The sequence below is a fragment of the Curtobacterium sp. ME-Dv--P-122a genome (assembly GCF_030209645.1).
GTDB lineage: Bacteria > Actinomycetota > Actinomycetes > Actinomycetales > Microbacteriaceae > Curtobacterium > Curtobacterium flaccumfaciens.
Genome location: NZ_JARVRO010000009.1, coordinates 52,198 through 78,217, shown reverse-complemented (window position 1 = coordinate 78,217; position 26,020 = coordinate 52,198). Strand labels below are relative to the sequence as shown.

Annotated in this window: 25 protein-coding genes; 5 read left to right on the top strand and 20 right to left on the bottom strand. The window is 70.9% G+C overall.

The features are described 5' to 3' along the window. Positions 1 to 287: 287 nt before the first annotated feature. Positions 288 to 1,730: a sugar porter family MFS transporter gene (locus tag QRN49_RS10975; protein WP_051596806.1), complete on the bottom strand. Its 1,443-nt coding sequence runs from the start codon at positions 1,728 to 1,730 to the stop codon at positions 288 to 290. Positions 1,731 to 2,063: 333 nt separating this feature from the next. Here QRN49_RS10975 and QRN49_RS10970 point away from each other — a divergent pair, with 333 nt between their 5' ends. Beyond that, positions 2,064 to 2,666 (top strand): murein hydrolase activator EnvC family protein, encoded by a 603-nt coding sequence (locus QRN49_RS10970; RefSeq protein ID WP_284755732.1) that lies wholly within the window; start codon positions 2,064 to 2,066, stop codon positions 2,664 to 2,666. 32 nt (positions 2,667 to 2,698) lie between these two features. Here QRN49_RS10970 and QRN49_RS10965 read toward each other — a convergent pair whose 3' ends face one another. The 9 genes from QRN49_RS10965 to rplS form a co-directional block, all read right to left on the bottom strand. After that, on the bottom strand, positions 2,699 to 3,631 hold the full coding sequence (locus QRN49_RS10965) for a tyrosine recombinase XerC (protein ID WP_502869000.1): 933 nt from the start codon (positions 3,629 to 3,631) through the stop codon (positions 2,699 to 2,701). 25 nt (positions 3,632 to 3,656) lie between these two features. After that, positions 3,657 to 4,892: a DNA-processing protein DprA gene (dprA, locus tag QRN49_RS10960; protein ID WP_284755730.1), complete on the bottom strand. Its 1,236-nt coding sequence runs from the start codon at positions 4,890 to 4,892 to the stop codon at positions 3,657 to 3,659. Continuing rightward, positions 4,892 to 6,415, bottom strand: a complete 1,524-nt coding sequence (locus tag QRN49_RS10955) for a YifB family Mg chelatase-like AAA ATPase (protein WP_284755728.1) — start codon at positions 6,413 to 6,415, stop codon at positions 4,892 to 4,894. The genes dprA and QRN49_RS10955 overlap by 1 nt, the downstream gene beginning before the upstream one ends. Further along, a complete protein-coding gene (locus tag QRN49_RS10950; RefSeq protein ID WP_111054700.1) occupies positions 6,412 to 6,801 on the bottom strand; it encodes a YraN family protein in 390 nt (129 codons plus the stop codon). The genes QRN49_RS10955 and QRN49_RS10950 overlap by 4 nt, the downstream gene beginning before the upstream one ends. A 151-nt stretch (positions 6,802 to 6,952) precedes the next feature. Further along, entirely contained in the window at positions 6,953 to 7,303 is a 351-nt protein-coding gene (locus tag QRN49_RS10945; protein ID WP_017888250.1) for a histone-like nucleoid-structuring protein Lsr2, read from the bottom strand. A 117-nt stretch (positions 7,304 to 7,420) separates the two neighbouring features. Continuing rightward, complete coding sequence (locus QRN49_RS10940) at positions 7,421 to 7,744, bottom strand: DUF2469 family protein (RefSeq protein WP_017888251.1); 324 nt, start codon at positions 7,742 to 7,744, stop codon at positions 7,421 to 7,423. Between the two features lie 45 nt (positions 7,745 to 7,789). Next, positions 7,790 to 8,497: a ribonuclease HII gene (gene rnhB / locus QRN49_RS10935; RefSeq protein WP_111023976.1), complete on the bottom strand. Its 708-nt coding sequence runs from the start codon at positions 8,495 to 8,497 to the stop codon at positions 7,790 to 7,792. Then, a complete protein-coding gene (gene lepB / locus QRN49_RS10930; RefSeq protein WP_027465880.1) occupies positions 8,494 to 9,237 on the bottom strand; it encodes a signal peptidase I in 744 nt (247 codons plus the stop codon). The genes rnhB and lepB overlap by 4 nt, the downstream gene beginning before the upstream one ends. Before the next feature lie 124 nt (positions 9,238 to 9,361). Further along, positions 9,362 to 9,718 carry a 50S ribosomal protein L19 gene (rplS, locus tag QRN49_RS10925; RefSeq protein WP_017888254.1) on the bottom strand — a complete coding sequence of 119 codons (357 nt, stop codon included), beginning with the start codon at positions 9,716 to 9,718 and terminating at the stop codon, positions 9,362 to 9,364. Between the two features lie 168 nt (positions 9,719 to 9,886). On the opposite strand from rplS, the gene map reads away from it, so the two are divergent. Further along, the gene (gene map / locus QRN49_RS10920; protein ID WP_110863976.1) at positions 9,887 to 10,669 is read left to right on the top strand and encodes a type I methionyl aminopeptidase; all 783 of its coding nucleotides are present in this window, start codon (positions 9,887 to 9,889) and stop codon (positions 10,667 to 10,669) included. Positions 10,670 to 10,839: 170 nt separating this feature from the next. On the opposite strand, the gene trmD is transcribed toward map, so the two are convergent. From trmD to aroA, 8 genes are all read right to left on the bottom strand, one after another. Beyond that, a complete protein-coding gene (trmD, locus tag QRN49_RS10915; RefSeq protein WP_111023974.1) occupies positions 10,840 to 11,532 on the bottom strand; it encodes a tRNA (guanosine(37)-N1)-methyltransferase TrmD in 693 nt (230 codons plus the stop codon). Positions 11,533 to 11,537: 5 nt separating this feature from the next. Then, positions 11,538 to 12,083, bottom strand: a complete 546-nt coding sequence (gene rimM / locus QRN49_RS10910; RefSeq protein ID WP_181421130.1) for a ribosome maturation factor RimM — start codon at positions 12,081 to 12,083, stop codon at positions 11,538 to 11,540. Between the two features lie 19 nt (positions 12,084 to 12,102). Further along, on the bottom strand, positions 12,103 to 12,339 hold the full coding sequence (locus QRN49_RS10905) for an RNA-binding protein (RefSeq protein ID WP_017888258.1): 237 nt from the start codon (positions 12,337 to 12,339) through the stop codon (positions 12,103 to 12,105). A gap of 3 nt (positions 12,340 to 12,342) precedes the next feature. Then, positions 12,343 to 12,756, bottom strand: coding sequence for a 30S ribosomal protein S16 (gene rpsP / locus QRN49_RS10900; RefSeq protein ID WP_027465884.1), 414 nt, complete (start codon positions 12,754 to 12,756; stop codon positions 12,343 to 12,345). A gap of 164 nt (positions 12,757 to 12,920) precedes the next feature. Continuing rightward, the gene (locus QRN49_RS10895) at positions 12,921 to 15,056 is read right to left on the bottom strand and encodes an oxidoreductase (RefSeq protein ID WP_284755723.1); all 2,136 of its coding nucleotides are present in this window, start codon (positions 15,054 to 15,056) and stop codon (positions 12,921 to 12,923) included. Positions 15,057 to 15,060: 4 nt separating this feature from the next. Continuing rightward, a complete protein-coding gene (locus tag QRN49_RS10890) occupies positions 15,061 to 15,924 on the bottom strand; it encodes an SDR family oxidoreductase (protein ID WP_284755722.1) in 864 nt (287 codons plus the stop codon). 84 nt (positions 15,925 to 16,008) lie between these two features. Then, positions 16,009 to 17,187 (bottom strand): acyl-CoA dehydrogenase family protein, encoded by a 1,179-nt coding sequence (locus QRN49_RS10885; RefSeq protein WP_284755721.1) that lies wholly within the window; start codon positions 17,185 to 17,187, stop codon positions 16,009 to 16,011. After that, on the bottom strand, positions 17,184 to 20,426 hold the full coding sequence (gene aroA, locus QRN49_RS10880; RefSeq protein ID WP_284755720.1) for a 3-phosphoshikimate 1-carboxyvinyltransferase: 3,243 nt from the start codon (positions 20,424 to 20,426) through the stop codon (positions 17,184 to 17,186). Before aroA ends, QRN49_RS10885 begins: the two co-directional genes overlap by 4 nt. A 119-nt stretch (positions 20,427 to 20,545) precedes the next feature. Between aroA and QRN49_RS10875 the strand changes: the two genes are divergently transcribed. Then, positions 20,546 to 21,685, top strand: a complete 1,140-nt coding sequence (locus QRN49_RS10875) for a glutamate--cysteine ligase (protein WP_027465888.1) — start codon at positions 20,546 to 20,548, stop codon at positions 21,683 to 21,685. Positions 21,686 to 21,891: 206 nt separating this feature from the next. On the opposite strand, the gene ffh is transcribed toward QRN49_RS10875, so the two are convergent. After that, a complete protein-coding gene (gene ffh / locus QRN49_RS10870) occupies positions 21,892 to 23,442 on the bottom strand; it encodes a signal recognition particle protein (protein ID WP_282820063.1) in 1,551 nt (516 codons plus the stop codon). Between the two features lie 44 nt (positions 23,443 to 23,486). Beyond that, a complete protein-coding gene (locus tag QRN49_RS10865; RefSeq protein ID WP_284755719.1) occupies positions 23,487 to 24,137 on the bottom strand; it encodes a VOC family protein in 651 nt (216 codons plus the stop codon). A gap of 84 nt (positions 24,138 to 24,221) precedes the next feature. Between QRN49_RS10865 and lipB the strand changes: the two genes are divergently transcribed. Further along, entirely contained in the window at positions 24,222 to 24,959 is a 738-nt protein-coding gene (lipB, locus tag QRN49_RS10860; RefSeq protein ID WP_194654852.1) for a lipoyl(octanoyl) transferase LipB, read from the top strand. Next, positions 24,956 to 25,939: a lipoyl synthase gene (gene lipA / locus QRN49_RS10855; protein ID WP_284755718.1), complete on the top strand. Its 984-nt coding sequence runs from the start codon at positions 24,956 to 24,958 to the stop codon at positions 25,937 to 25,939. The genes lipB and lipA overlap by 4 nt, the downstream gene beginning before the upstream one ends. Positions 25,940 to 26,020 lie beyond the last annotated feature (81 nt).

Sequence of the window (26,020 nt, the reverse complement as noted above, 5' to 3'; positions counted from 1 at the left end):
GTGCTCTCGCACGTCGCTGCGGACCTGTTGCGGTTGTGTCGATCACGACCGTTTGTCGTGGTCCCTGGTGTCCTGGCACGCGACCGCCCGCTCGTGAGAGCGGGACCGGTGGTCGGGTACCGAGCCCGTGAGGGCATGGTGGACACGCGAAGTCAGCGCGCATCAGCACGCTGCTGGATAGATGCTAACAGAAGGGAGGCCCGGATCACGCGCGCCTCGCGGCTGACGTGATCCGGGCCTCCTGTCCGGCGATCCGTGCGGAACGGACGCGGTGCGCGACCGGCCGATCAGGCCTTGGCGTCCACCGTGTCGCCGTCGGCGGAGATGCCCATCTCCTCGAGCGAGCGGCCCTTGGTCTCAGGGATCTTGGCGATGACGAAGAACAGCGACAGCAGCGCGAACAGCGCGTAGATGCCGTAGGTGACCGTCAGGTTGAAGCCCGAGAGCACCGGGAACGAGATCGTCACGATGAAGTTCGCGATCCAGTTGGCGGCCGAACCGATGCCGAGTGCCGTGGCACGGATGCGGTTCGGGAACATCTCGCCGAGCAGCACCCACATGAGCGGACCCCACGTGGCGCCGAAGGACACCACGAAGAGGTTCGCGAAGATCAGCGCGATGACGCCCCACGAGCCGGGGAGGCTCGGGCTGCCGTCGACGATCGTCGCCTGCGAGAACGCGATGGCGACCATGGTGAGCGAGACGAACATGCCCGCGGAACCGGCGACGAGCAGCGGCTTGCGGCCGACCTTGTCGACCAGGAAGATCGCGATGAAGGTCACGGCGACGTTGACCACCGAGGTGATCGTGGAGATGAGGAACGAGTCTTCTTCCTTGAAGCCGACGGCCTGCCAGAGCGTCGTCGAGTAGTAGAAGATCACGTTGATGCCGACGAACTGCTGCAGCACGGCCAGGATGATGCCCACCCAGACGATCGGCTGGAGCCCGAAGCGGTTGCCCCGGATGGAGCCCTTCTTCTCGTTGGCTTCCTTCTCGATGCCGTCCTGGATCTCCTCCAGGCTCGTGTTCACGGTGTCGCGCGGGACGATCTTGCCCATCACGACGCGCGCATCGTCAGCACGGCCCTTGGTGAGCAGGTAGCGCGGGGACTCCGGCAGCGTGATCGCCAGGACGCCGTAGACGACCGAGGGGATCACCCCGACCAGGAACATCCAGCGCCAGGCGGCCAGGCCCCAGACCTCGGCCGAGGCGCTGCCCGCGGTGACGGCGAAGAGCTGGTCGGACAGGAGCGCGGCGAAGATACCGAGCGTGATCGCCAGCTGCTGGAACGAGGCCAGCCGCCCGCGGATCGCCTTCGGGGAGACCTCGGAGATGTACGCCGGTGCGATGACCGAGGCGGTACCGATGCCGAGACCTCCGACGAGACGCCAGATCACGAGGTCCCACGTCGCGAACGCGAACGCCGAACCGATCGACGAGACGAAGAACAGCACGGCGGCCCAGAACATGATCCGGGTGCGGCCGTAGCGGTCGGCGAGGCGCCCGGCGAAGTAGGCGCCGAACGCGCAGCCGATCAGGGCCGATGCGACCGCGAAGCCGCTGGCCGCGTCGGAGAGGTTGAACTCGCCCTTGATCGCGTCGACGGCGCCGTTGATGACGGACGAGTCGAAGCCGAACAGGAAGCCACCGACCGCCGCCGCGATGGCGAACAGGGTGACCTTCCCCTTGAACGCACGGTCTTCGCCGTGCCCGGTGGTCGTGGTGGACACGATGCTCCTGGGTTCTGCCGCCGTGCCGGTGTGCAGCACGGTGCCCCGGCGGTCGGCTGGTTCGCCGTCCGAGCGGCGTTGCGTGTTCCGGAGCGGCCCCGACTGTACTCCTCGCTCGGGATCTGGTCATAACCGGGGGCGTGATCGGGACGGCGCGGGGTCGGGCGGGCTCGCTTGGGTGCCGACGCGGAACGACACTGTCGCCGTCGTACGACGTCGGTTCTGTCGTTTCCGTCCTCGGCACGTTCCTCCCCAGGCCTGGAGGCGCGACTCCCCCTCCACGGATCGCCCACGCCCGCCCCGGGGCCGGGTTCCACTGCCCAGGCTGGTGACATGCGATCGAGCGCACGTCCCGTCCTGCTGTCCGTGGTGTGCGCAGCGGTGCTGGGCGGGACGGTACTGAGCGGGACGGTGCTGGGCGGGACGGTGCTGAGCGGGACGGCGTTGTTCGGTGCCGCGCCGTCGGCGGGAGCCGGGGTGTCGGTGGGCACTGCGACCGATTCGGGGCGGGTCGAGGCTCGCTGGGTCTGGCCCACCGGATCGCGGGTGGTCGAGCGCGCGTGGGAGGCACCGTCCTCGGACTACGCCGCCGGCCACCGTGGCCTCGACGTCCCGGCCGCCCTCGGCAGCACTGCCTCGGCGGTGGACGACGGCACCGTGGCGTTCGCCGGCGCGGTCGGCGGCCGCACCGTCGTGACGATCGACCACGGCTACGGGCTGGTCAGCACGCTCGACTCGGTGACACCCCTGGTCGCCGCCGGGGAAGAGGTCGTGCAGGGCGCGCCGGTCGGGCGCGTCTCGGTCGGGCACTGTCCGGCGTCGGCACCGTGCCTGCACCTCGGTGCTCGCGTCGACGGTCGCTACGTCGACCCGATGGCGTACCTGCCACCCGCCGAGTGGCCGGTGCTCCTGCCCGAGTCGGCCTGGCCCGGGTGAGCGGAGCCGACCGGAACGCGCGTCGCCCCCCGTCAGGCGCGCGGGTGCGCCGTCCGGTAGACCTCGCGCAGCCGCGCCGACGACACGTGCGTGTAGATCTGCGTCGTGCCGAGGCTGGCGTGACCGAGGAGTTCCTGCACCGCGCGCAGGTCCGCTCCCCCGTCGAGCAGGTGCGTCGCCGCGGTGTGCCGGAAGGTGTGCGGCCCGCTCGGCCCCTCGCCCGGCAGGTCACCGAGCAACCGCGCCACCACGCGGTACGCGCTGCGGACGCCGAGTCGGGCACCACGGTCGCCGAGGAACAGCGCCGTGCTTGCAGGTCCCTCCGCCCGTGCGGCGAGGGTGGGCCGTCCGCGCTCGAGCCACGCCTCGAGTGCGTCCCGCGCCGGCACCCCGAACGGCACCACGCGTTCCTTGCCGCCCTTGCCGAGCACCCGCACGGTCAAGCGTCCGCGATCGACGTCGGTCACGTCGATCCCGACGAGTTCGCTGACCCGGATGGCCGCCGCGTACAGGAGCTCGACCAGGGCCAGGTCCCGCAGCGCCGTCGGGTCGTCCGTCGCCCCTCGGGCACCGAGCCCGTCGAGCAGGACGCGCACCTGGTCGGCCGACACGACGCGGGGCAGGTGCGCCCCGCCCTTCGGCGCACGGAGCCGGACCCCGGCGTCGGTCGTCGTCACCCCGGTCTCGCTCGCCCACCGCGTGAACGCCCGCACGGACGAGGACCGCCGAGCGATGGTCGACCGGGCGAGCCCCCGGTGGTCGGCGTCCCACAGCCAGTCACGCAGGAGCTCGAGCTCGACGTCGGCGACGCGGTCGACCCCTCGGGCGTCCGCGAAGGCCACGAGCTGCTCGAGGTCGTTGGCGTACGCGCGGAGGGTCTGCTCGCTGAGGCCACGCGCGTGCCGGGCGTGCCCGAGGAAGGTGTCCACCGCCACCACCAGTCGACCGTCCGTCCGCGCAACCACGACGTCAGCGTACGACTGTCGACCGTCATGCCCGGCCCCACCCGCCGCCGCTCGCGACGACGAGTCCCTGCAGCTGCGCCAGGGCGAGCGCGTCGGCGACGTCGGCCGCCGACATGCCCGCCCGACGGGCGATCTCGGCCTCGGGCAGAGCGCGACGACCGAGCGCGTCGAGCACCCGGAGCACCTCGGGGTCCTGCCGACCGGACAGGAGCGGTTCGTCCGGCACCGCTCCCCCGCTCGTCCCGGTCGCCGGCCTCGCCGCCGCGACCGGATCGCCGGGGTGCACGACGATCTGCGCCCGCCCCTGTGCGATGAGCCGGTGGCACCCGACCGACGCCGAGGACGCGAACGCTCCCGGCACCGCGAACACCGGCCGGCCGAGCTGCGCGGCGTGGTGGGCGGTGTTGAGTGCCCCCGACCGGGCGCCGGCCTCGACCACGACCGTGACGTCGGCCAGCGCGGCGATCAGCCGGTTCCGCGCCAGGAAACGCCACCGCGTCGGTCGCGTCCCCGGAGCCGACTCGGCGAGCAACGCCCCCTGCCGCGCCACGTTGTGGAGCAGCTGCGCGTTGCCCACCGGGTAGAGCTGGTCGATGCCACCCGCCAGGACGGCGACCGTGGGCGTCCCCGCGGCGACGGCGACACGGTGCGCCACCGCGTCGATGCCGTAGGCACCCCCGCTCACGATGAGGCATCCCGCGTCCGCCGCCGTCGAGGTGATCTCCGCCGCGGCCTCGGCACCGGCCACCGTGTTCGCCCGGGACCCCACGACCCCGAGCGCCGGCATCCCGTCGCCGAGGCGCGCGCCCGTGCTGCGCGTCCAGAGGACCACCGGGGCGTGCGGCCCGAGGTCGTCCATCGGGGTCGGCCACCCGTCGCTCTCGGGGACCAGCAGTCCGGCACCGACCGCACCGGCCGCCGCGAGCACGTCGCCCACCTCGACAGCGGCCAATCGGGGCCGCCAGCGTTCCACCGCGGTCTGCAGCACGCCGAGCAGCACCGCTGGGTCCTCCGCACCCGGCACCTCGGCGTCGACGCAGCATCCCAGCAGCGAATCGAAGTCTCCGTCGGCGGCGAGCAGCACCGCACCGAGTGCGCGCTCGGGTCCGAGGCCGCTGAGGAGCTCTCCGGCGACGGAGTCCCCCGGTTCGACGATGGCCGACCAGGCAACCCGTGCCGCGGCCTGCACCGGATCCACCGCGGCACCGCTCCGTCCCAGCAGGCGCGCCACGGTGTCGAGGAGCTCCGTGCCCGCCGGCATCACAGCGCGCTCCGCAGAGCCAGGGCGCCGCGGACGTGCGCACCCGTGGGCCGCTCCACCGCGTCGAGGTCGGCGAGCGTCCACGCCAGGCGCATCACACGGTCCCACCCGCGCATCGTCAGGGTCCCGAGGTCGAGTGCGCGGTCGAGGTCCGACGTCGACCCGGGTTCGATGCGCCCCTCGGCTCGGAGCCACGTCCCGGTGACCTCGGCGTTGCGCGTCCATCCTGTCCCGTGCAGTCGCTCCGCCATCCGGGCTCGTGCTGCCGCGACCGCCGCACGCGCGACCGCCGTCGTCGGGGTGCTGCCGTCCGCGTCCCGCATCCGACCCGTCGTCACCCGGGGCACCAGCACCCGGATGTCCATCCGGTCGAGCAGCGGCCCGGACATGCGGCCGATGTACCGGCGGACGGTGCTCGGCGAGCACTCGCACGGCTGCCCGTGCGCACCACCGGCGTTGCCGCACGGACAGGGGTTCGCCGCCAGGACGACCTGGCAGCGTGCGGGGAACTCGGCCGCTCCCGCCGCACGGTGGATCGTGATCCGACCGGACTCGAGCGGTTGCCGGAGCGCGTCGAGCACGGCCCGCGGGAACTCCGGCGCCTCGTCGAGGAACAGGATGCCCCCGGTGGCGCGCGACACGGCTCCGGGACGCAGGACCCCGGATCCACCGCCGATGAGCGACACCGCCGACGCGGAGTGGTGCGGGGCTTCCCACGGTGGCTTCGTGCTCCACGACGCGGGGCCCAGCCCGGCGACGGACCGGACCGCGGCGACCTCGAGCGCGGTCTCGTCGTCGAGATCGGGCAGCAACCCGGGCAGCCGTTCGGCGAGCATCGTCTTGCCGGCGCCCGGCGGACCGAGCAGGAGTGCGTGGTGTCCACCGGCCGCCGCGGCGATGAGCGCTCGGACGCCGACCGGGTTCCCCACGACGTCCGACAGCTCGGCCACGGGACGCGGCACCGCTGTGACCGGGACCGGCAGCACCGGGTCGACCTCGACCGTCGGCAGGAGCGCCCCGGCGTCGATCGCCGCCGCCCGCAACGAGTCCACGCCCCGGATCCGGACCCCGCCGACCACACGGGCCTCGGTCAGGTTGCCGACGGGCAGCACGACGCGGTCCACACCGGCGTCGCGCGCGGCGATCAACATCGGGATCACGCCGGGGACCGGACGCACCCGCCCGTCGAGGCCGAGTTCGCCGATGTAGACGATGCGCTCCGAGACGTCCGGCGCGAGACCGGCACCGGCGAGCACGGCCATCGCGATGGCGAGGTCGAACCCCGAACCGCGTTTCGGGATCGCCGCCGGGGTCAGGTTCACGGTGATCCGGCGGGCGGGCAGCGGACACCCCGCGTTCGCCGCCGCGGATCGCACGCGTTCCCGTGCCTCACCCAACGAGGTGTCGGGCAGACCGATGATGCTGAACGCCGGGAGCTGACTGGTCAGGTGCGCTTCGACCTCGATGCGGCGACCGGTGACCCCGAGCAGCGCGACCGCGGCAGCGCGACCGATGCCCGTCACAGCACACCCGCAAGGTGCTCGACGACGGTGCGGGGACCGTCGACGTGGACCGCGACGACGTCCACCCGGACCGCGCGCGCCGAGACCTCGGGATGCGCGTCGAACCACTCGGGCACGAGTCGTCGCATCCGGGTGAGCTTCGCCGCCGTGATCGCCTCGAACGGGTGACCGGTGGCGGCACCGGAACGGGTCTTCACCTCGATGAAGGCGAGCGTGCAGGAATCCCACGCGACGATGTCGATCTCACCGCGCGCACATCGCCAGTTCCGCTCGAGCACGCGGAATCCCCGGGTTTCGAGCCAGGCCACCGCTCGTTCTTCACCGAATCGTCCGAGTCGGCCGTTCCGGAGCGACCGCCCCGGTGCTCGTTGCACGTCTTGTTCCATGTCGTTGCCTCCACGACAACGATCTCCGGAACGAACACACCGATCGGCGGAGTCGGAGAGTCTGTGGAATCAGCGTGGGCGAATTGCCCCTGTGGAGGAAAGAAGAAGGACCCGGGTGATCGAGATCACCCGGGTCCTGCTGCGACGAGCGTCAGTGCGCTGCTGCGTAGGCTTCCTGCACCTGCGTCGAGATGCGCCCGCGGGAGGAGACCTCGTACCCGTTCTCCTTGGCCCACTCGCGGATCTTGCCGAGTTCTTCGGAGTTGCCGCGCTTCGGGGCGGACTTCGGCGCGGAACCGCCGCCGGTGCGACGACCGGAGACCTTGCGCGCTGCGGCGATGTAGTCGGAGATCGCCTCGCGGAACTTGTCGACGTTGTCGTTCGACAGGTCGATCTCGTACGACGAGCCGTCGAACGCGAATTCGACCGTCCGGCCTTCACCGGTGGTGATGGGGGAATCGTCGAGGTCGTCGACGAGCTGGACGGTGACCTTCTGTGCCATGGGGTGCTCCTGTTCGTGGGGCGGTTGTTTCCCGATCAGAATAGCGCGCACATTTCCCTGACGGTCTGGATCAGCGGCGATTCACCGAGAAAGAAGCAGGAGAAAGGAAATTGACGATCACTCGTCGAGTGCGAGTTCCTTCGGCAGTTCGAGTTCCCGCGTCGTGAGTTCCTCGACATTCACGTCCTTGAACGTGAGTACCCGGACACCCTTCACGAACCGGTCGGAACGGTAGACGTCCCAGACCCAGACGTCGTTCATCGTCAGTTCGAAGTAGAAGTCGTGCTCCGTGTCACGGCGCACGAGTTCGACCTCGTTCGCCAGGTAGAAACGGCGCTCCGTCTCGACCACGTAACGGAACTGCGACACCACGTCGCGGTACTCGCGGTACAGGGCCAGCTCGACCTCGCGGTCGTAGTCGTCGAATTCGTCCTCATCCATTGCGCCCACAGTCTACGGCGACGGAGGCCCGTGCGGACGACGGGCTCAACCGGCGAGGGCGTCGAGTTCGTCGAACCCGTCCAGCGCGACGCTCGAGGCCTGGTGCAGCCACGACTTCCGGTGCAGCGCGTGCGCCCCGATCGCCCGGATCGCGTCGTAGTGCGCCGTCGACCCGTAGCCCTTGTTCGACACCCACCCGTAGTGCGGAGCCTCGTCGTGCGCGGAGATCATGAGCGCGTCACGGGCGACCTTGGCCACCACGGACGCCGCGGCCACCGAGGCGCAGTCGCGGTCGGCCTTGACCCGGACGACGACCTCGAGCGGATCGGCGGCCGGACGGAGCGACGCGGGCAGCGCACGGCTCAACCAGTCGAACGAGCCGTCGAGCACCACCACCGCGCCGTCGAGGGACACCCCGTCGGCGACCAGGGAGCCGAGCGCCTGCGCACCGGCTGCACCGAGAGCGGGCACGATGCCCTGCTGGTCGACGAAGTCCGCCGAGGCCATGCCGACCGCCGTGCGCGCCCAGCGCTGCACGACGGGCACGAGGTCGGTCCGGCGCGCCTCCGACAGCAGCTTCGAGTCCGCGAGCCCCTGGGGCACACGACCGATGTCGAGCGTCACCGCGGCCACACCGACGCCGACCGGACCGGCGATGGCGCCACGGCCGACCTCGTCCATGCCGATGACCGTCACGCGGCCCTCGGCGAGCAGACGTTTCTCGACCCGGAGCGACGGACGGACGGCGGTCACTCGTCGCGCTCCTCCACGCCGGCGAACACCTCGGGGTGGTCGTCGAGCCACGTCCAGCGGCTCGCCGGCCACGAGATGACGAACGCGCGACCCGTGACGTCGGACATCGGGACGAAGCCCTTCGACGGGGTGTCGCCGTTGTACCGGGAGTCCTTCGAGTCGTTCCGGTTGTCGCCCATCACCCAGATGGTGCCCTTCGGCACGGTGACCGAGAAGTCGGTCGCCGAGGCCGGTGCGCCGGCGGGGAGCTTCAGGTACGGCTCCTTGATCGGCACACCGTTCACCGACATCTGCCCGAGGTCGTTGCAGCAGGACACCTTGTCACCGGGCAGACCGATGACGCGCTTGATCAGGTGGTCGTCGCTGTCACCGGTGCCGAGACCGACCTGGGTGAGTGCCCAGTCGATGGCCTTCGCGGGCTGGGTGTCCGGCGTGACGCTCGGCACCTCGGACCCGGTGAGCCAACCGCCCGGGTCCTTGAAGACGACGACGTCTCCCCGCTTCAGCGCCACGGCGCCGGGGACGAGCTCGTTGACGATGACGCGGTCGTTGATCTGGAGCGTGTTCTCCATCGACGCCGACGGGATGTAGAACGACCGGATCAGGAACGTCTTCACCAGGAACGACACGAGCAGTGCCGCGATGAAGATGATGACGAGGTCGCGGAGGAATGTGAGGACACCGTTCCGTTGCTTCTCGGCACGTGGCCTGCGCCCGGAATCCTCTGTCGTGTCCGTCATTTCCGCTCTCGTTCGAACCACTGACTCCCCGCAAAATGGGAAGAGCCCCCCGTCGATGCACAACCGTACATGGACGAGGGGCTCGCAGCGGCGTCCGGCTCGCGGACGTTCACTGTGAAGGCGATCAGGCGTCGCGCTTCTCCTTGATCTTGCGGCGGGCCGCCTTGCCGCGGAGCTCGCGCAGGTAGTAGAGCTTCGCACGACGGACGTCACCCTTGGTGACGATCTCGATGTGGTCGATGATCGGCGAGTGCACCGGGAACCAGCGCTCGACGCCGACCTGGAAGCTCACCTTGCGGACCTTGAAGGTCTCGCCGATGCCGTGGCCCTGACGGCCGATGACGACTCCCTGGAAGACCTGGATACGCGAGCGCGTGCCTTCGATGATGTTGACGTGCACCTTGATGGTGTCGCCGGGACGGAAGTCCGGGACGTCGGTACGCAGCGATGCTGCGTCGACGTTGTCGAGGAGCTGGCTCATGGTGGGTTTCACTCTCTGCGGACGCGCACGGGTCGCCGCGGATCGAAGGTTCGGAAAGTGGTGGTGCGTGCCCGGTGTCGGCGACTCCCCCGTGGCAGAGTCCAGCCAGGGCACAGCGTTCAATACTGCCACAGAGAGCGCGGGAGACAAAACGACGAGGATGGACCCATGATCGAACTCCGCACCCCCGCCGAGCTGGACGGACTGCGCGTCGCCGGCCGGTTCGTGGCCGACGTCCTCGACGAGCTGCTCGAGACCGTTGACGTCGGCGTCAACCTGCTCGACCTCGACCGCGTCGCGGCCCGGATGATCGCCGAACGCGGGGCGGAGAGCTGCTACGTCGACTACCACCCCTCGTTCGGCATGTCGCCGTTCGGCAAGAACCTCTGCACCTCGGTCAACGACGCCGCCCTGCACGGCCTGCCGCACGACCGCACCCTGCAGGACGGCGACCTGGTGAGCCTGGACTTCGCCGCGAGCGTGGACGGCTGGGTCGCGGACTCCGCCGTCAGCGTCCAGGTCGGCACGCCGCGCGACGAGGACCAGGCACTGATCGCCACGGTCGAACGGGCACTGGCCGCCGGCATCGCCCAGGCGGCTCCCGGCAACAAGCTCGGCGACGTCTCGCACGCCATCGGTCACGTGGCGCACCAGGCCGGTCACGACGTGAACCTGCAGTTCGGCGGGCACGGCGTCGGTCGCACGATGCACGGGGACCCGCACGTGCCGAACGACGGCCGTCCGGGTCGCGGCCTGAAGCTCCGGCCGGGTCTGGTCGTCGCGATCGAGCCGTGGCTCATGCAGACCACCGACGAGCTCTACCAGGACGACGACGGCTGGACGCTGCGCAGCGTCGACGGCTCGCGTGCCGCGCACGTCGAGCACACCGTGGCGGTCACCGAGGCCGGCCCCGAGGTCCTGACCCTGCGTCGCGCCCAGCGCGACCAGTAGCGAGCCTGGAGGCGCGGCACCAGCTGGCACCGCGCCTCCAGTCCGTCACGCGTCGTCCCCACCCCACGGAGGCGACAGATCTCGCGGCCCGCGGACCGTCACAACAGCGAAAGCGACAGATGTCCGCGGATGTTCCGCGGACATCTGTCGCTTTCGCGAGACGGGTGGCGCTACTCGTCGGGCAGCAGGTCCGGACGGACGCGCCGCGTCCGCTCCAGCTGCTGCTCGTGCCGCCAGGCACCGACGCGGGCGTGGTGCCCGCTGAGCAGGACGTCGGGGACGTCGAGGCCGCGCCACGACGCGGGCTTGGTGTACGAGGGGTACTCGAGCAGGCCGTCCTCGTGGGACTCCTCGACCAGCGACTCGGGGTTGCCGACGACGCCGGGGACGAGTCGTCCGACGGCCTCGATCATCGCCATCGCGGCGACCTCGCCGCCGTTCAGCACGTAGTCGCCGAGCGAGAGCTCGACGACGGTGGCGCGCGACGATGCCCACTCGAAGACGCGGGCGTCGATGCCCTCGTACCGCCCGCAGGCGAACACGAGGTGCTCCGACGTCGACGCGAGCGACCGTGCGATCGACTGTGTGAAGGGTGTGCCGGCCGGCGTCGGGACCACCAGGGTCGACGAGCCGTCGGGGCGGAAGAGCGCCTCGAGCGCCTGCGCCCACGGCTCCGGCTTCATCACCATGCCGGCGCCACCGCCGTACGGGGTGTCATCGACGGTGCGGTGCCGGTCGGTCGTCCACGACCGCAGGTCGTGCACGTGCAGGTCGAGGAGACCGCCGGAGCGGGCCTTGCCCAGCAGGGACACGTCCAGCACGGAGAAGAACTCCGGGAAGATCGTGACGATGTCGATCCGCACGGGGACTAGTCCGTGACCGTCTCGGGGCGCGAGGTGTCCTCGGGATCCTCGAACAGGCCCTGCGGCGGCGTGACCGTGACGGTGCCGGCGGAGATGTCGACCGCGGGCACGATGGCCGAGACGAACGGCACGAGGACCTCGCCGCGGGACGGCGTGTCGATCGCGAGCAGGTCCTGTGCGGGCATGTGGTCCACACGGGCGACCGTGCCGACCTCGACGCCGTCACGCAGGACCTTGAGCCCGACGAGCTGGTGGTCGTACCAGGCGTCGTCCTCACCGGTCTCGGCGTCGGCGTCCTGCTCGACCCAGAGGATGATGCGAGCCAGGGACTCGGCCGCGGTGCGGTCGTCGATCCCGGCGAAGAACGCGACGGGGTGACCGTTGTACCAGCGGAGTTCGTCCAGCTCGAGGGTCTTGCCCGACCACGGTGAGTCGTCGGGGACCTGGAGCGTGAAGGTGGCGCCCGGGGTGAACCGACGATCCGGGTCGTCGGTGTAGAGCTCGAGCTTGATGCCGCCCTTGAGCCCGTGCGCCTTCGTGATTCGACCCACCCGGAGCTGGGTCGTCTCCCTAGGAATCGGTGTCCACCACGTCGACCCGCACGCGCTTGCCGTCGGCCAGGGCCGTGACGAGCGTGCGGAGCGCCTTGGCGGTACGCCCGGCGCGACCGATCACGCGGCCGAGGTCCTCGGGGTGCACGCGCACCTCGAGGACCTCGCCGCGTGGGGAGGTGGAGCTGGCGACGCGCACGTCGTCAGGGTGATCGACGATCCCCTTGACGAGGTGCGTCAGCGCGGATTCGAGCAAGGACTACGCCTCGGTCGTCTCGTCGGCGGTCTCGGCGTCGTCGGCCTTGGCGGCGGGAGCCGTCTTCTCCGACTTCGGCTTGAGCACGGCCTTCTTCGAGGAGTCGACCTGGAAGGCCGGCTTCGGCTCGGCGACCTTGACCTTGGACTCGGTGTCCTTCTCGCCCTTGAACTTGGCCCAGTCGCCGGTCAGCTTGAGGAGGGCCGCGACCTGCTCGGTCGGCTGCGCGCCGACGCCGAGCCAGTAGAGCGCACGCTCGGACTCGATCTTGATGACCGAGGGCTCCTCGGTCGGGTGGTACTGACCGATCTCCTCGAGGACACGACCATCGCGCTTGGTGCGCGAGTCGGCGACGACGATGCGGTAGTAGGGCGCACGGATCTTACCGAGACGCTTCAGACGGATCTTGACAGCCACAATTGCTCCTGTTTGCTTTCGTTGTGGTTGAACTGGAACCGCGGGCGTGGGGGCACACACGGCGAAAGCTCGAGAGAGATCGCTCACAGCTGGATAGAGGGTCGAGCTGCGGCGATTCGACCGTTCATTCTTGCAGATTCCCGGCCGTGATGCGAGCCGACTCGCTACGGCGCGAGCCTCCGCACCGCTTCGAGGGCCTCGGACGTCGCCCGGACCGCGTCCACGCTCCGCGCGTCACGCGCGCCGCCGACGACGGCGTACGGCACGCCGGCGGCCTGGAGGCCCGTGGCGAGTCCGTCGGGCGCGTCGCCCTCGGCGTCGGTCGCGCGCTCCTGCCCGGCGCAGACCACGACGGTGTCCGCCGGGACGCCGACCTCGTCCCCGTGCTCGTCGCGGATCCAGAGCACCCCGGGTTCGATGCGCAGGTACTCCTGCACGCCGCCGACCATCCGCACCCCGGCGTCCCGCAGCCGACCGATCGCGACCCAGCGCGAGGTGATGCCGATCCCCTGGCCGAACTTGCCCGAACGCCGGAGCACCGTCACCTGCGACCCCCGTCGGGTGGTGCGCCGTACCGCGGGGAGGCGCTGCGGCACGTCGCCGACGAGCTCCTCGGACACGTCGAGGTCCCAGCGGGCCGCGAACTCGGCGGCCCGGACGACCTCGTCGGGTGACTCGGTCAGGAACGCCGCGGTGTCCACGCCGATGCCGCCGCCGCCGATGATCGCGACGGTGCCCTCGGGTACGCCGTTCCGCAGGGCCTGCTCGTAGGACAGCACGTGCGGCAGGTCGCTGCCGGGGACGTCGATGCTCCGCGGGACGACCCCGGCCGCGAGCACGACGGCGTCGCTGTCGACGAGGTCCCGAGCCGTCGCCGAGCGTCCGAGGTGGATCGTGGCGCCCCGCTCCGCGAGCTCGGCGCGGGCGGACCGCACCGTGGCGGCGTAGTCCTCCTTGCCCGGGACGAGTGCGGCGAGACCGAACTGGCCGCCGAGGCGGTCGGACGCCTCCCAGACGGTGACGTCGTGGCCCCGGCGTGCGGCGTCCACCGCGGCGGCGAGCCCGGCCGGTCCGCCACCGACGACGTCGACGCGCTTCGGGTCGGTGGTCGGGCGGGCGGGGAACGCGACCTCGCGGGCGGCACGGGGGTTCACCAGGCAGGACACCGGTGCGCCGATGATCGAACGGTCGAGGCACGCCTGGTTGCAGCCGATGCAGGTGTTAACCAGGGCGAACCCACCCGCGAGCGAGCGCGACACGATGGCGGGGTCGGCGAGGAACGGCCGGGCGAGGGCGACGGCGTCGATCAGTCCGTCGCTGAGCACGGCCTCGCCGTCGCGCAGGTCCGTCATCCGGTTCGAGGCGATCACGCGGACGTCCGGGTACGGGGACGCGCGCACCACCGCGGCGATCCGTGTCGCGTACGCCAGCCAGGCCCCGTGCGGCACCGAGGCCTGCACGGTCGGGGTGCGGGACTCGTGCCAGCCGATGCCGACCGAGATGCCGTCGAGCCCGAGCGGCAGCAGGTCGTGCACGAGCGCGTCGACCTCGTCCTCGGTCGACGAGCCGGGCATCAGGTCGGCGCCGGACAGCCGGATCGTCACGGCGAGCTCGGGCACCGCGGCGCGCACGGCGCGGACGACCTCGATCGCGAAGCGCCGACGCCGTTCCGCGTCACCGCCCCACTCGTCGTCGCGCAGGTTCGTCAGCGGCGACTGGAACTGGTTGATCAGGTACCCCTCGGACGCCATGATCTCGACGCCGTCGAACCCGATCGCGCGGGCGGTGCGGGCCGCGGCGGCGAAGCCCTCGATGGTCCGCTCGACCTCTGCCGACGTCAGCTCGGTCGGCACCACGCCGCGGGCGGCCGCCCACGGCAGGGCCGAAGGCGCCACGACGCGCTGCGGGTCGCCGTGCCGGTCGACCATGCCCGACGCGAGCGCGTACCGCCCGGCGTGGAACAGCTGCGCGAGGATCGTCCCGCCCTCGTCGTGCACGGCGTCGACCGCCACCCGGAACCGCTCGTCGGCTCCCCCGACGCCGAACACCGCGAAGTCCGGACCGCCGCGGGCCTCGTCGTTCACCGCGATGCCGCCGGTGATGATGCACGCCGCCCCGCCGGCCGCCCGTTCGCGGTAGAAGGCGGCCATGCCTGCTCCGCCGTCGTCGTGCACCTCGAGCCCGGTGTGCATCGACCCCATCACCACCCGGTTCGCCAGGTGCAGGGGGCCGAGGGTCCAGGGTGACGCGACGGTCCGGAGGGACTCCGGCACGACGGGGGCGGAAGCGACGCTGCTCATGCGCCTATTCTGCGGTGTCCGCGGCCGGAGCGTCTGCCGGCAGCACCGCGTCGCGGAGGGGCGACGTCGTGTCCGACCAGTACGGCGGGGCGATGACCGTCAGCCCACCGTCGACCGAGAGCACCTGCCCGGTGATGTACCCGGCCTTGTCCGACAGCAGGAAGTCGACGGCGTCGGCCATGTCGTCGGCCGTCCCGGGGCGCTGCAGCGGGAGCTTCTCGAGCACGGTGTCCATCGGGGCCTGCCCGGGGACCTTCGTGTAGAAGTACTCGAGCGAGTCGGTGTCGATGAGACCGCCGTTCACCGCGTTGACCGTGATCTGGCGCGGACCGAACTCCACCGCCATGTACTTCATGTACGCCTCGCTCATGGCCTTGGCGGCACCGAGTGCGGCGTAGGTCGGGAACGCCCGGAGCGATCCGTACGACGTCACGACGACGATGCGGCCGCCCCGGTCCATGAGTTCCGCGGCGCGCTGGGCGCCGAGCACGAACGAGCGGGCGTTCGTGGCGTAGCTGCGGTCGAGGTGGTGCAGCTTGAGGTCGGCGACGGGCTTGAACGCGCTGGCGGCGGCGTTCGCGACGAACATGTCGAGGCGTCCGTAGGTGTCGCGCACCAGGTCGAACAGGGCGTCGATCGACTCCGGCTGCTCGATGTCGACCTGCGCCGTGATGCCGTCGCCGCCGGCCGCCTTGACGTCGGCCAGGGACTCCTCGGCCAGGTCGGCGTTGCCCTTGTACGTCACCACGACGGTGACGCCGCGCTGGCCGAGCTTCTGCGCGAGCAGGCGGCCGATGCCGCGCGAAGCGCCGGTGATCAGTGCGATGGGCGAGTTGAGCGCGATGGGTGCGTTGGTGCTGTCGGTCACTGCGGTCCTTCAGGTGAGTGGGAGACGGACGGGAGGCGCGGGGCGGGCCCGCCACGGGCCTCCCGTCCGGTGGTTGGTTGCGGTCTAGAACCCGGCCTGGCCGGTGACGACGGCGCGGCCGACGATCAGCTTCTGGATCTCGTTGGTGCCCTCTTCGAAGCGCTGCGCGCGTGCGTCGCGGTAGACGCGCTCGATGGCGTTGCGCTTCCAGTAGCCCTGCCCGCCGTGCACCTGCAGGGCCTTGTCGGTGACGCGCGCGAGCATGTCGACGGCGACCATCTTCGAGGCGCTGGACAGGGTGCCGGCGTCGGGACGGTCGTCCTCGTAGGCGCGAGCGGCCTCGAGCACCAGGGCGCGTGCTGCGGCGATGTCGGCGTAGTTCTCGGCCAGGTAGAACTGGATCGCCTGGCGGCTGGAGAGCTGCTTGCCGAAGGTCTCACGCTTGTTCGCGTACTCGACGGCGAGCTCGTTCGCCCGCTCCGCGAGCCCGACGGCGCTCATCGCGACGGACACCCGGCTCGGCAGCAGGAAGCCGCCGAGCGCGACCTCGAGACCCTGGCCTTCGGCGCCGAGCAGTGCACTCGCCGGCACGGGCACGTCGGTGAAGCGCAGGATCGCGTGGTCGGTGCCGCGGATGCCCATGGTGTCGGAGTCGTCGATCACCTCGGCACCCGGCAGCCCGTTGTTCGGCATGAGGAACGCGACCGTGCCGTCCTGGCCGCTCGTCCCCTCGAGGCGGGCGGCGATGAGCCAGTGGTCGGCCTTGACGCCGAAGGTGATGAGGTGCTTCTCGCCGTTCATCACGTAGGTGTCGCCCTCGCGCCGGACCGTCGTCCGGATGTCCGCTCCGGTGCCCGCGGTGGCCTCGGTCAGGGTGAACGCGACGAGCTTGTCGCCGGCGACGCTCGGCTTGACGACCTGTTCGATCTGCTCCGGCGTCGCGTAGGGGGCCATCGCGCGCCAGGTGCCGTTGATGACGTGCACGAGCATGCGGATGGAGGCGTGCGAGCGGGAGACGACCTCCATGATCTCGAGGTAGCGCGAGAACGGGATGGCCCGTCCGCCGAGCTCGGTCGGGGCAGCGAGGCTGAGCCACCCCTTGTCCTTGAGCTCCTGGAACAGCTCGGGAGCGACCCGGCCGGTGCGCTCGATCTCGTCCGCCCACTCCTCACCGGGGCCGCGGACCCACTCGGTGACCTCGGCCTTGAGCTGCTGGAAGGCGGCTTCGTCGAAGCCCGTGCTCGTCTGCTCGACGATCGTCATCGTGTCTCGTTCTCCTTCGTCGCGACGAGCGCGGCCGCCTGCTCGCGCAGGATGTTCTTCTGGACCTTGCCGACCGCGTTGCGCGGCAGCTCGGTGGTGTACTCGAGTCGCTCCGGCCAGTAGTACTTGCTCACGCCGGCCGTGTCGAGGTACTGCTGCATCCCGGCGAAGTCGAGCGGCTCGTCCGCGCGGGCGTTCACGACCCAGGCGCAGGCACGCTCGCCGAGCCGCTCGTCCGGCATCGCCACGATCGCGACGTCCGTGACCAGCGGGTGCTGGTACAGCAGGTTCTCGATCTCGACGACGGGGATCTTCTCGCCGCCGCGGTTGATGACGTCCTTCACCCGTCCGGTGATCGACAGGAAGCCCTTCTCGTCGACCTTCGCCAGGTCGCCGGTCCGGTACCAGCCGTCCGCGGTGAACACGTCGTCGGTCAGGTCCGGACGGTCGAGGTAGCCCGCGAACATCGTCGGCGAGTGCAGCTCGAAGTTGCCCTCGGTCCCGGCGGGCAGCTCGATCCCCGCGTCGTCGACGATGCGGATCGCGATGCCCGGCAGCGCCCGGCCGTCGTGACCGTAGGCGTCGGCGGGGTCGTCGCTCGGGCTGGACAGGGCCCCGAGACACGTCTCGCTCGTCCCGAAGGCGCCGAGGATGGCACTGCCGAGCACCGTGCTCGCTCGCTGGGCCAGTGCGCGGGGCACCGCGGCGCCCGTCGGCACGAAGATCCGGAGCGACTCGGGCTGCGGAGCACCGGCCTCGACCAGGTCGACGAGGTCGGTCAGGAACGGTGTCGCGCACTGCACGAAGGACGCCCGGGCGACGCCGAACGCCTGCTCGAGTGCGACGCGGCCGTCCCACACCGGCTGGATGACCTGCGGGGCACCGAGCCGGAACGCCAGCAGCATGCCGTACAGGAACCCGGTCTGGTGCGCGAGCGGCGACGGGATGTAGATGCGGTCGGCGCTGGTCAGCCCGGACTGCGCCACGTGCATGGCGGTCGCGAGCCCGAGCGTGCGGTGCGGGTGCTGCACGCCCTTCGGCTCCCCCGTGGTGCCGGAGGTGAAGAGCAGCTGGCAGACGTCGTCCGGCCCGGGAGCGTGCGACGCGATCTCGTCCACCTCGACGTGCACGGCGGCGAGGGCGTTCTCGAAGTAGCGCCAGTGCCAGTCGCTCGCCACGACCCGTTCCAGGGCGTCGGCGGGCAGCGGCGGCTGGTTCGTCGGGGTGTCCCCCTGCCCGCGGGCCTCGGCGCGGAGCACGATCACGTGCTCCAGCGACAGGCGGCGGTCCTGCGCGGCGGCCTCGTCGATGACGTCGAGGAGTTCGAGCGCGGGACGGCGCTTCCGGAACACGTTCGGCAGGAAGACCACGCGGGCCTTCGAACGCGCCAGCGTCATCGTGGTCTCGCGGGGACCGAACACCGGCATGATCGGGGTCGCGACGGCGCCGATCTGGATCGCACCGAGGGTGATCGACACGAACTCGCGCCAGTTCGGCAGCTGCATCGCGACGGATTCACCCGTGCGCACGCCGAGTTCGAGCAGCAGGGCGGAGACCCGGTCGGCCTCGTCCTGCAGCTCCTTCCACGTGGTGTTCACGGGCGTCGCACCGCCGACCTCGATCACGGCCAGGCCGTCGGGGTCGGTCTGGGACAGGGCACGGACCCGCTCGCTCAGGACGAGCGGGTCGGCGTCGACGCCGGCGAGCTCGGGCACGGCGACGGCGGGCTGCGGGGCGGTGGCCTGCGGAGCGGCGGGCTGCATGGCGGGCTGCGCGAGCGGCTGCTCCGTTGGCTCGGGCGCCGCAGACGTCTCGAGGGGCGTGCCCAGGTGCGTGCGGACCCCGTCGGCCTCGGCGGCGTCGATCCGGTCGTCCAGTGCCACCTGGGCTGCGAGCCGGTCGCCGACGGACATGTCGAGCCCGACGGAGTTCATCGCCTCGAGGAACGTCGGGTAGGAGATCCGGTAGGCGTGTGGGTAGGTCAGGCCGGACACCCCGTCGGCACCCGACGCCGCGACCGCGAGCGACATCAGCACGCGGTGGTCGTTGAACGAGGACATCGGCGCTCCGTGCAACCCGGCCGCACCGACACCGGTGACCCGCAGCTCGTCCGCACCCTGCTCGGCACGGCCGCCCATCCGGTTCAGCTGGAGCATCGCCGCGACCCGGTCGGACTCCTTCAGCCGGATGTGCGCCACGTTCCACAGTCGGCTCGTGCCCTCGGCGAAGGTGGCCATCGTCGACAACACGGGCAGCAGGTCCGGGATCGGACGGCAGTCGACGTCGAGCGGCCGGAGGGGGGACCCGTCGTGCTCGATCCGGACGAAGCCGGTCTCCTCGTCGATCCGCATCGGGACACCCATCGCGGTCGCGAGGTCCAGGAACTCGCTTTCCGGGTGGTCGGTCTCGGCCGTCGTCGTGGCCGTCATGCCCCGCAGCAGCACGTTCGACTCGCGGGTGCCGGCCGCCGCGATGCCGAACGCTGCGGAGCCGATGTCGGGCGGGATGACGTAGTCGTGCGGGGTGGCCTGCTGGCCCGCCGGGATCCGGTACTCGAGCCAGTCGTCGGAGACCTCCACCGTCAGGCCGAACTGCCGCATCATCCGCACGGTGAGCTCGACGTAGGGCTGCTCGTTGAGCCGCCCGCCGGTGATGTGGATCCGGGTCTCGTGCTCGGCGAACGGCGCCACGAGCAGCAGCCCGGACACCCACTGCGACAGGGTGCCGGCGATCGTCACGTCACCGCCACGCGGACGCTTCGGCTGCACGGTGACGGGCGGGCAGTCGTTCGTCGCCTCGAGCTCCACCCCCATCTGCGTCAGCGAGGTGAGCAGCGCCTTGATCGGGCGGCGCTGGAAGTACTTCATGCCCGACAAGGTCATCGGGCGGTCGGCCAGCGAGGCGAGCCCGGTCATGAAGTAGAGCGTGGTGCCCGAGGACCCCATGTTGAGCAGTCCGTCGGCACCGCGCGAACCGTGGTCCACCACGTCGGTCGCCTGGTACCGGCCGCCCAGCCCGGTCACGTGGTACGCGTTCCCGCGCCGCTTGACGTCGACGCCGAGCGCGCGGAGCGTGCCCACGGTCCACTCCACCTGTCGCGTCGCGCTCACCCCGGAGACGACACTCGTCCCCTTCGCGAGCGACGCGAGCACCAGCGCGCGGTGCGCGTGGTACTTCGAGACCGGGATGTCGAGTTCTCCGACGAGCGGGGCGTTCGTCCCGCGCACCACCAACTGCATGCGTACCTCTTCCCTGTAGGAACATTTCAACGGTACGCCCACAGTGGAACTAGTTGCAGGACGATCCGCACGATCGGGACAACGCTTCGTTGTGCGTGTCCGACAAGGACCCGGGCAGGATGGACGGCATGGACATCCGCTTCACCGAGTCCCGCCCGTCGACCATCGGCGTCGAGTGGGAACTCCCCCTGGTCGACCGGGCGACCGGCGACCTCGCTCCCCGCGCCCCCGCCGTCATCGCCGCCGTGCACGAGCGGCTCGGTGACCACGACCGCGTCACCGAGGAGCTGCTGACCAACACGGTCGAGGTCGTCTCGAGCGTCCACGACCGCGTGGGGGCTGCGACGAGCGAGCTGTCCGGCATCATCGGCGAGGTCATCGACGCCGCCGAGCCGCTCGACGCCCAGGTGATGTGCTCCGGCACGCACCCGTTCGCGGTGTGGGACCAGCAGGAGATCACCCCGGACAGCGAGCACTACACGACCCTCATCGACCGCACCCGCTGGTGGGGACGCCAGATGCTCATCTGGGGCGTGCACGTGCACGTCGGCATCGACGACCGCGACAAGGCCGTCCCGATCATGAACGCGATGCTCGCCTACGTCCCGCACCTGCAGGCGTTCACCGCATCGAGCCCGTTCTGGGGCGGCACCGACACCGGGTACGCCTCGAACCGCGCCCTCATGTTCCAGCAGCTCCCGACCGGCGGGCTCCCGCCGCAGCTCGGCGCCTGGGCGAACTTCGAAGAGGTCGTCGGCGACCTCACGCACACCGGCGTCATCGACGGCGTGAAGGACCTCCGCTGGGACATCCGCCCCTCGCCGGGCTGGGGCACCCTCGAGAACCGGGTCTCCGACGGCATCTCGACCCTGCACGAGGTCGGCGCCGTCACCGCGCTCGTGCAGTGCCTGGTCACCGCCTGCTCGGACCGGCTCGACGCCGGTGAGACCCTGCCCACCATGCAGCCGTGGTTCATCCGCGAGAACAAGTGGCGCGCGGCCCGCTACGGCATGGAGGCCGAGATCATCACGAACGTCGCCGGCGACGAGCGGCTCGTGACCGACGAGGTGCACGACCTGGTGCAGCGGCTCGACCCGATCGCCGAGCGGCTCGGTTGCCTCGACGAGCTGCACCACCTCGACACGATGATCGAGCGCGGCGCCTCGTACCAGCGGCAGCTGCAGGTCGCGCAGGAGAACGGCGGCGACCTGCGCGCCGTGGTCCGCCACCTGGTGACCGAGTTCCGCGACGCGCTCTAGCCGCGACCGGCCCGCCCCCGAATCGGGCGCACCTGGTCGAATCGGGCGTACCTGGTCGTTCCTTTCGACCAGGTACGCCCGATTCCACTTTCCATCGCGCGTGCGATGGGAAGGAACGTCGCGACGGGACCACGAACGGACGGGAGGCCCGGTGCCAGCTGGCACCGGGCCTCCTGTCCGTCAGGTGGTCGCGATCGCGAGCCGCGTCAGCGACCCAGGAACTTCTGCAGCGACGCGAGCTCTTCCTCGGTCGGTGCCTTGCCGCCCTTGGCACCCCCGAGGCCGAGGCCGGACCCCTGCGGGGCCTGCTGCGGCGCAGCCGCCGCGCCGGCCGCGAGGGCCGCGCGCTTGGCGGGGTTGCCCACCTTCGACTTCTTCTTGCCGCCCTGCTGCTGCTTCTTGCCACCGTGCATGCCCGGGATCGGACCCATGCCCGGCATCTGCGGCACACCACCGCGGGCGACGGTCTTCATCATCTTGGCGGCCTGCTCGAAGCGGTTGACCAGCGCGTTGACCTCGGTGACCGTCGATCCGGCACCGCGGGCGATGCGCAGACGGCGCGAACCGTTCAGGAGCTTCGGGAGCTCGCGCTCCTGGGGCGTCATCGACTGGATGATCGCCTCGGTGCGGACGATCTCGCGCTCGTCGAAGTTGTCGAGCGCCTCGCGCATGCCCTTCGCTCCGGGGAGCATGCCGAGCATGCCCTTGATGGAGCCGGCCTTGCGGAGCTGCTGCATCTGCTGCAGGAAGTCGTTCAGCGTGAAGTTGTCGGTCGCGATCTTGTCCGCGACCTTGCGCGCCTCTTCCTCGTCGAAGGCGCCCTGCGCCTGCTCGATGAGGGACAGGATGTCGCCGAGGTCGAGGATGCGGCTCGCCATGCGGTCCGGGTGGAACGGCTCGAAGTCGTCGAGCGACTCACCCGTCGACGCGAACATGATCGGGCGGCCGGTCACACTGGCCACCGACAGGGCGGCACCACCGCGTGCGTCACCGTCGAGCTTGGAGAGCACGACACCGGTGAAGTCGACGCCTTCCTGGAAGGCACGGGCCGTGTTGACGGCGTCCTGACCGATCATCGCGTCGATGACGAACAGGACCTCGTCCGGGTCGACGGCCTTGCGGATGCTCGCGGCCTGCTTCATCAGCTCGGCATCGACACCGAGTCGACCGGCGGTGTCGACGATGACGGTGTCGTACTGCTGGTCGATCGCGGCCTTGATGGCGTTCTTGGCGACCTTGACCGGGTCACCGACACCGTTGCCGGGCTCGGGCGCGAAGACGTGCACGCCGGCCTGCTCGCCGACGACCTGCAGCTGCTGCACGGCGTTCGGGCGCTGGAGGTCCGCCGCGACGAGCATCGGGGTGTGGCCGTCCTTCTTGAGCCACTTGCCGAGCTTGCCCGCGAGGGTGGTCTTACCGGCACCCTGCAGACCCGCGAGCATGATGACCGTCGGCGGCTTCTTCGCGAACTCGAGCCGTCGCTGCTGCCCGCCCAGGATGCCGACGAGTTCCTCGTTGACGATCTGGACGACCTGCTGTGCCGGGTTGAGCGCGCGGTTGACCTCGTCGGAGAGGGCACGCTCGCGCACCGATGCGGTGAACGCCTTGACGACCTCGAGCGCGACGTCGGCGTCGAGGAGCGCCCGCCGGATCTCGCGGACGGTGCCGTCGACGTCGGACGGAGTCAGCCGACCCTTGCTCCGCAGATTGCGGAAGGTCTCGGTCAGCCGATCGGAGAGTGAACCGAATTGCGCCATGATCCGTCGATTCTACAAGGCTCCCGCCGACGACGCCGGTCCGTTCACCGCAGGAGGACTCCCTCGGTCAGTCCGACCGGTGCGTCGAGCCCCACGTCGATGACCACCGGCGCGCTCGACGGACTCCGGTCACCGGTCGGGAACCAGCGCCGGTCGGGCGACACCAGGATCACGAGGCCGTCCACGTCGCCGACCGCCGCGAAGGACTCCCCCGGCGGGTTGGCGTACGGCTCGAGACCGGCGCGTCGCAGGGCCTCGACGGCGCCGAGGACGTCGGGGACCGGGACACCGACCTCGCTGACGGAGACGAGCGGGACAGCCGTGTTCTCGCCCACGTCTACGGGCAGGTCCCGCCGCTCGATGAGCTCGAGGAGCTGCTGGTCGGGCCCCTCGAAGTAGACCGACCGCGAGTTCCAGTTCGGCGGCCCCTCGAACTCGTCCTGGTCGTCCGTGCCGAGCACCGTCGTCAGTCCGGCGGTCCAGGCCTTGGCCGCTTCGAACGTCCCCGTGGGGATGGTCATCGTCAGGTGCAGGGCCCCGGTCATCTCCGGCAGTTCGCGGAACACGAGGAGCGTCGACCCCACCACGATGCGCACCGTGGCGTCGACGATCTCGACCGGACACCCCAGTCGTTCGTAGAACCGGGCGGTGTCGGAGAGCGATCGGGTGGCGAGCTGTACCTGTCGGATGTCCATGTCCTCATCGGACCATCTCAACCATTGTTGAGGTCAAGCACCCGGTTGTTGGACGCCGTCCAGAAACTGTCGTACGCTCGCCGCATGCCGGAACTCGAGATCGTCCGCCACCACGGCCTGCTCGACTACGCGGACGGCCTCGCCCTGCAGCGGGACCTGCACGCCGACGTCGTCGCCGGCCGTTCCCCCGGAGCCCTCGTCCTGTGCGAACACCCGTCCGTGTACACCGCCGGACGCCGCACCGAACCGTCCGACCTGCCGACGAACGGCGCCCCGGTGGTCGACACCGACCGCGGTGGCCGCATCACCTGGCACGGGCCGGGGCAGCTGGTCGCCTACCCGATCGTCCGGCTCGCCGAACCCCTCGACGTCGTCGCCTGGGTGCGCGACCTGGAGCAGGTCATCATCGACGCCGCGGCTGCCGTCGGAGTGCACGCCGAACGGGTCGCGGGTCGCAGCGGCGCCTGGGTGCCGGGCACGGACGGGTCCCCCGCCGCCAAGGTCGGCGCCATCGGGCTGCACGTCGCCGAGGGCGTGACGAGCCACGGCATCGCGATCAACTGCGACAACGCCCTCGACGCCTACGCCGCGATCGTCCCGTGCGGGATCGCGGACGCCGGGGTCACGACGCTGAGCGCCGCGGCGGCGCACCTGGGGCTCGCTCCCGTGACCGTCGACGACCTCGCGCCCCGGGTAGCGCAGGGCGTCCAACAGGCCGTCGACGGCATGCACAGCGGCCGCCGGATCAGGACGACGGCCCCCAGCACCAGCACGTGCACGAGCACCAGCACCGCGCCCGCCCGACAGGAGACCCTCGTATGACCCTCGCCCCCGAAGGCCGCCGCATGCTCCGGGTCGAGGCCCGGAACGCCGAGACCCCGATCGAGACGAAGCCCGCGTGGATCAAGACCCGTGCCACCCAGGGTCCGGAGTTCCGCGAGCTGTCGAGCCTGGTGCGCGAGAAGCAGCTGCACACCGTCTGCCAGGAGGCCGGGTGCCCGAACATCTTCGAGTGCTGGGAGGACCGCGAGGCCACCTTCCTGATCGGCGGCTCGCAGTGCACCCGTCGCTGCGACTTCTGCCAGATCGACACCGGCAAGCCCGAACCCCTCGACCGCGACGAGCCCCGCCGGGTCGCGGACTCCGTGGCGGAGATGGGCCTGCGGTACGCGACCGTGACCGGCGTCGCCCGCGACGACCTACCCGACGGCGGCTCCTGGCTCTACGCCGAGACCATCCGGGCGATCCACGAGCACTCCCCCGGCACCGGCGTCGAGATCCTGGTGCCGGACTTCAACGGACGACCGGACCAGCTGGGCCCGGTGTTCGACGCCCGCCCCGAGGTCTTCGCTCACAACGTCGAGACCGTCCCGCGGATCTTCAAGCGGATCCGGCCGGCGTTCACGTTCGAACGCTCACTGGACGTCATCACCCAGGGCCGCGACGCCGGACTCGTCACGAAGTCGAACCTGATCCTCGGCATGGGCGAGGAGCGCATCGAGATCGAGGACGCCCTGCAGCGTCTCTACGACGCGGGCACGGACATCATCACGCTGACGCAGTACCTCCGACCGTCGCCCCGGCACCTGCCGGTCGCGCGCTGGGTCAAGCCGGAGGAGTTCGTCGAGCTCCGCCGGGTCGCCGAGCAGATGGGCTTCGCCGGGGTGCTCGCCGGACCGCTGGTCCGGTCGTCGTACCGGGCGGGCCGGCTCTGGGCACGGGCGACGGTGGCCCGCGGCGGCTCGGTTCCGGAGCACCTGGCCCACCTGCTCGACGCGACCCCTGGTCGCCAGGCCGTCTGACGCGCGCGCGGCGCGGCCGGCGTTTCGCGCTGAGCGACAGTTCACGGGCTGCCGAGCACGTGAACTGTCGCTGAGGCCGAA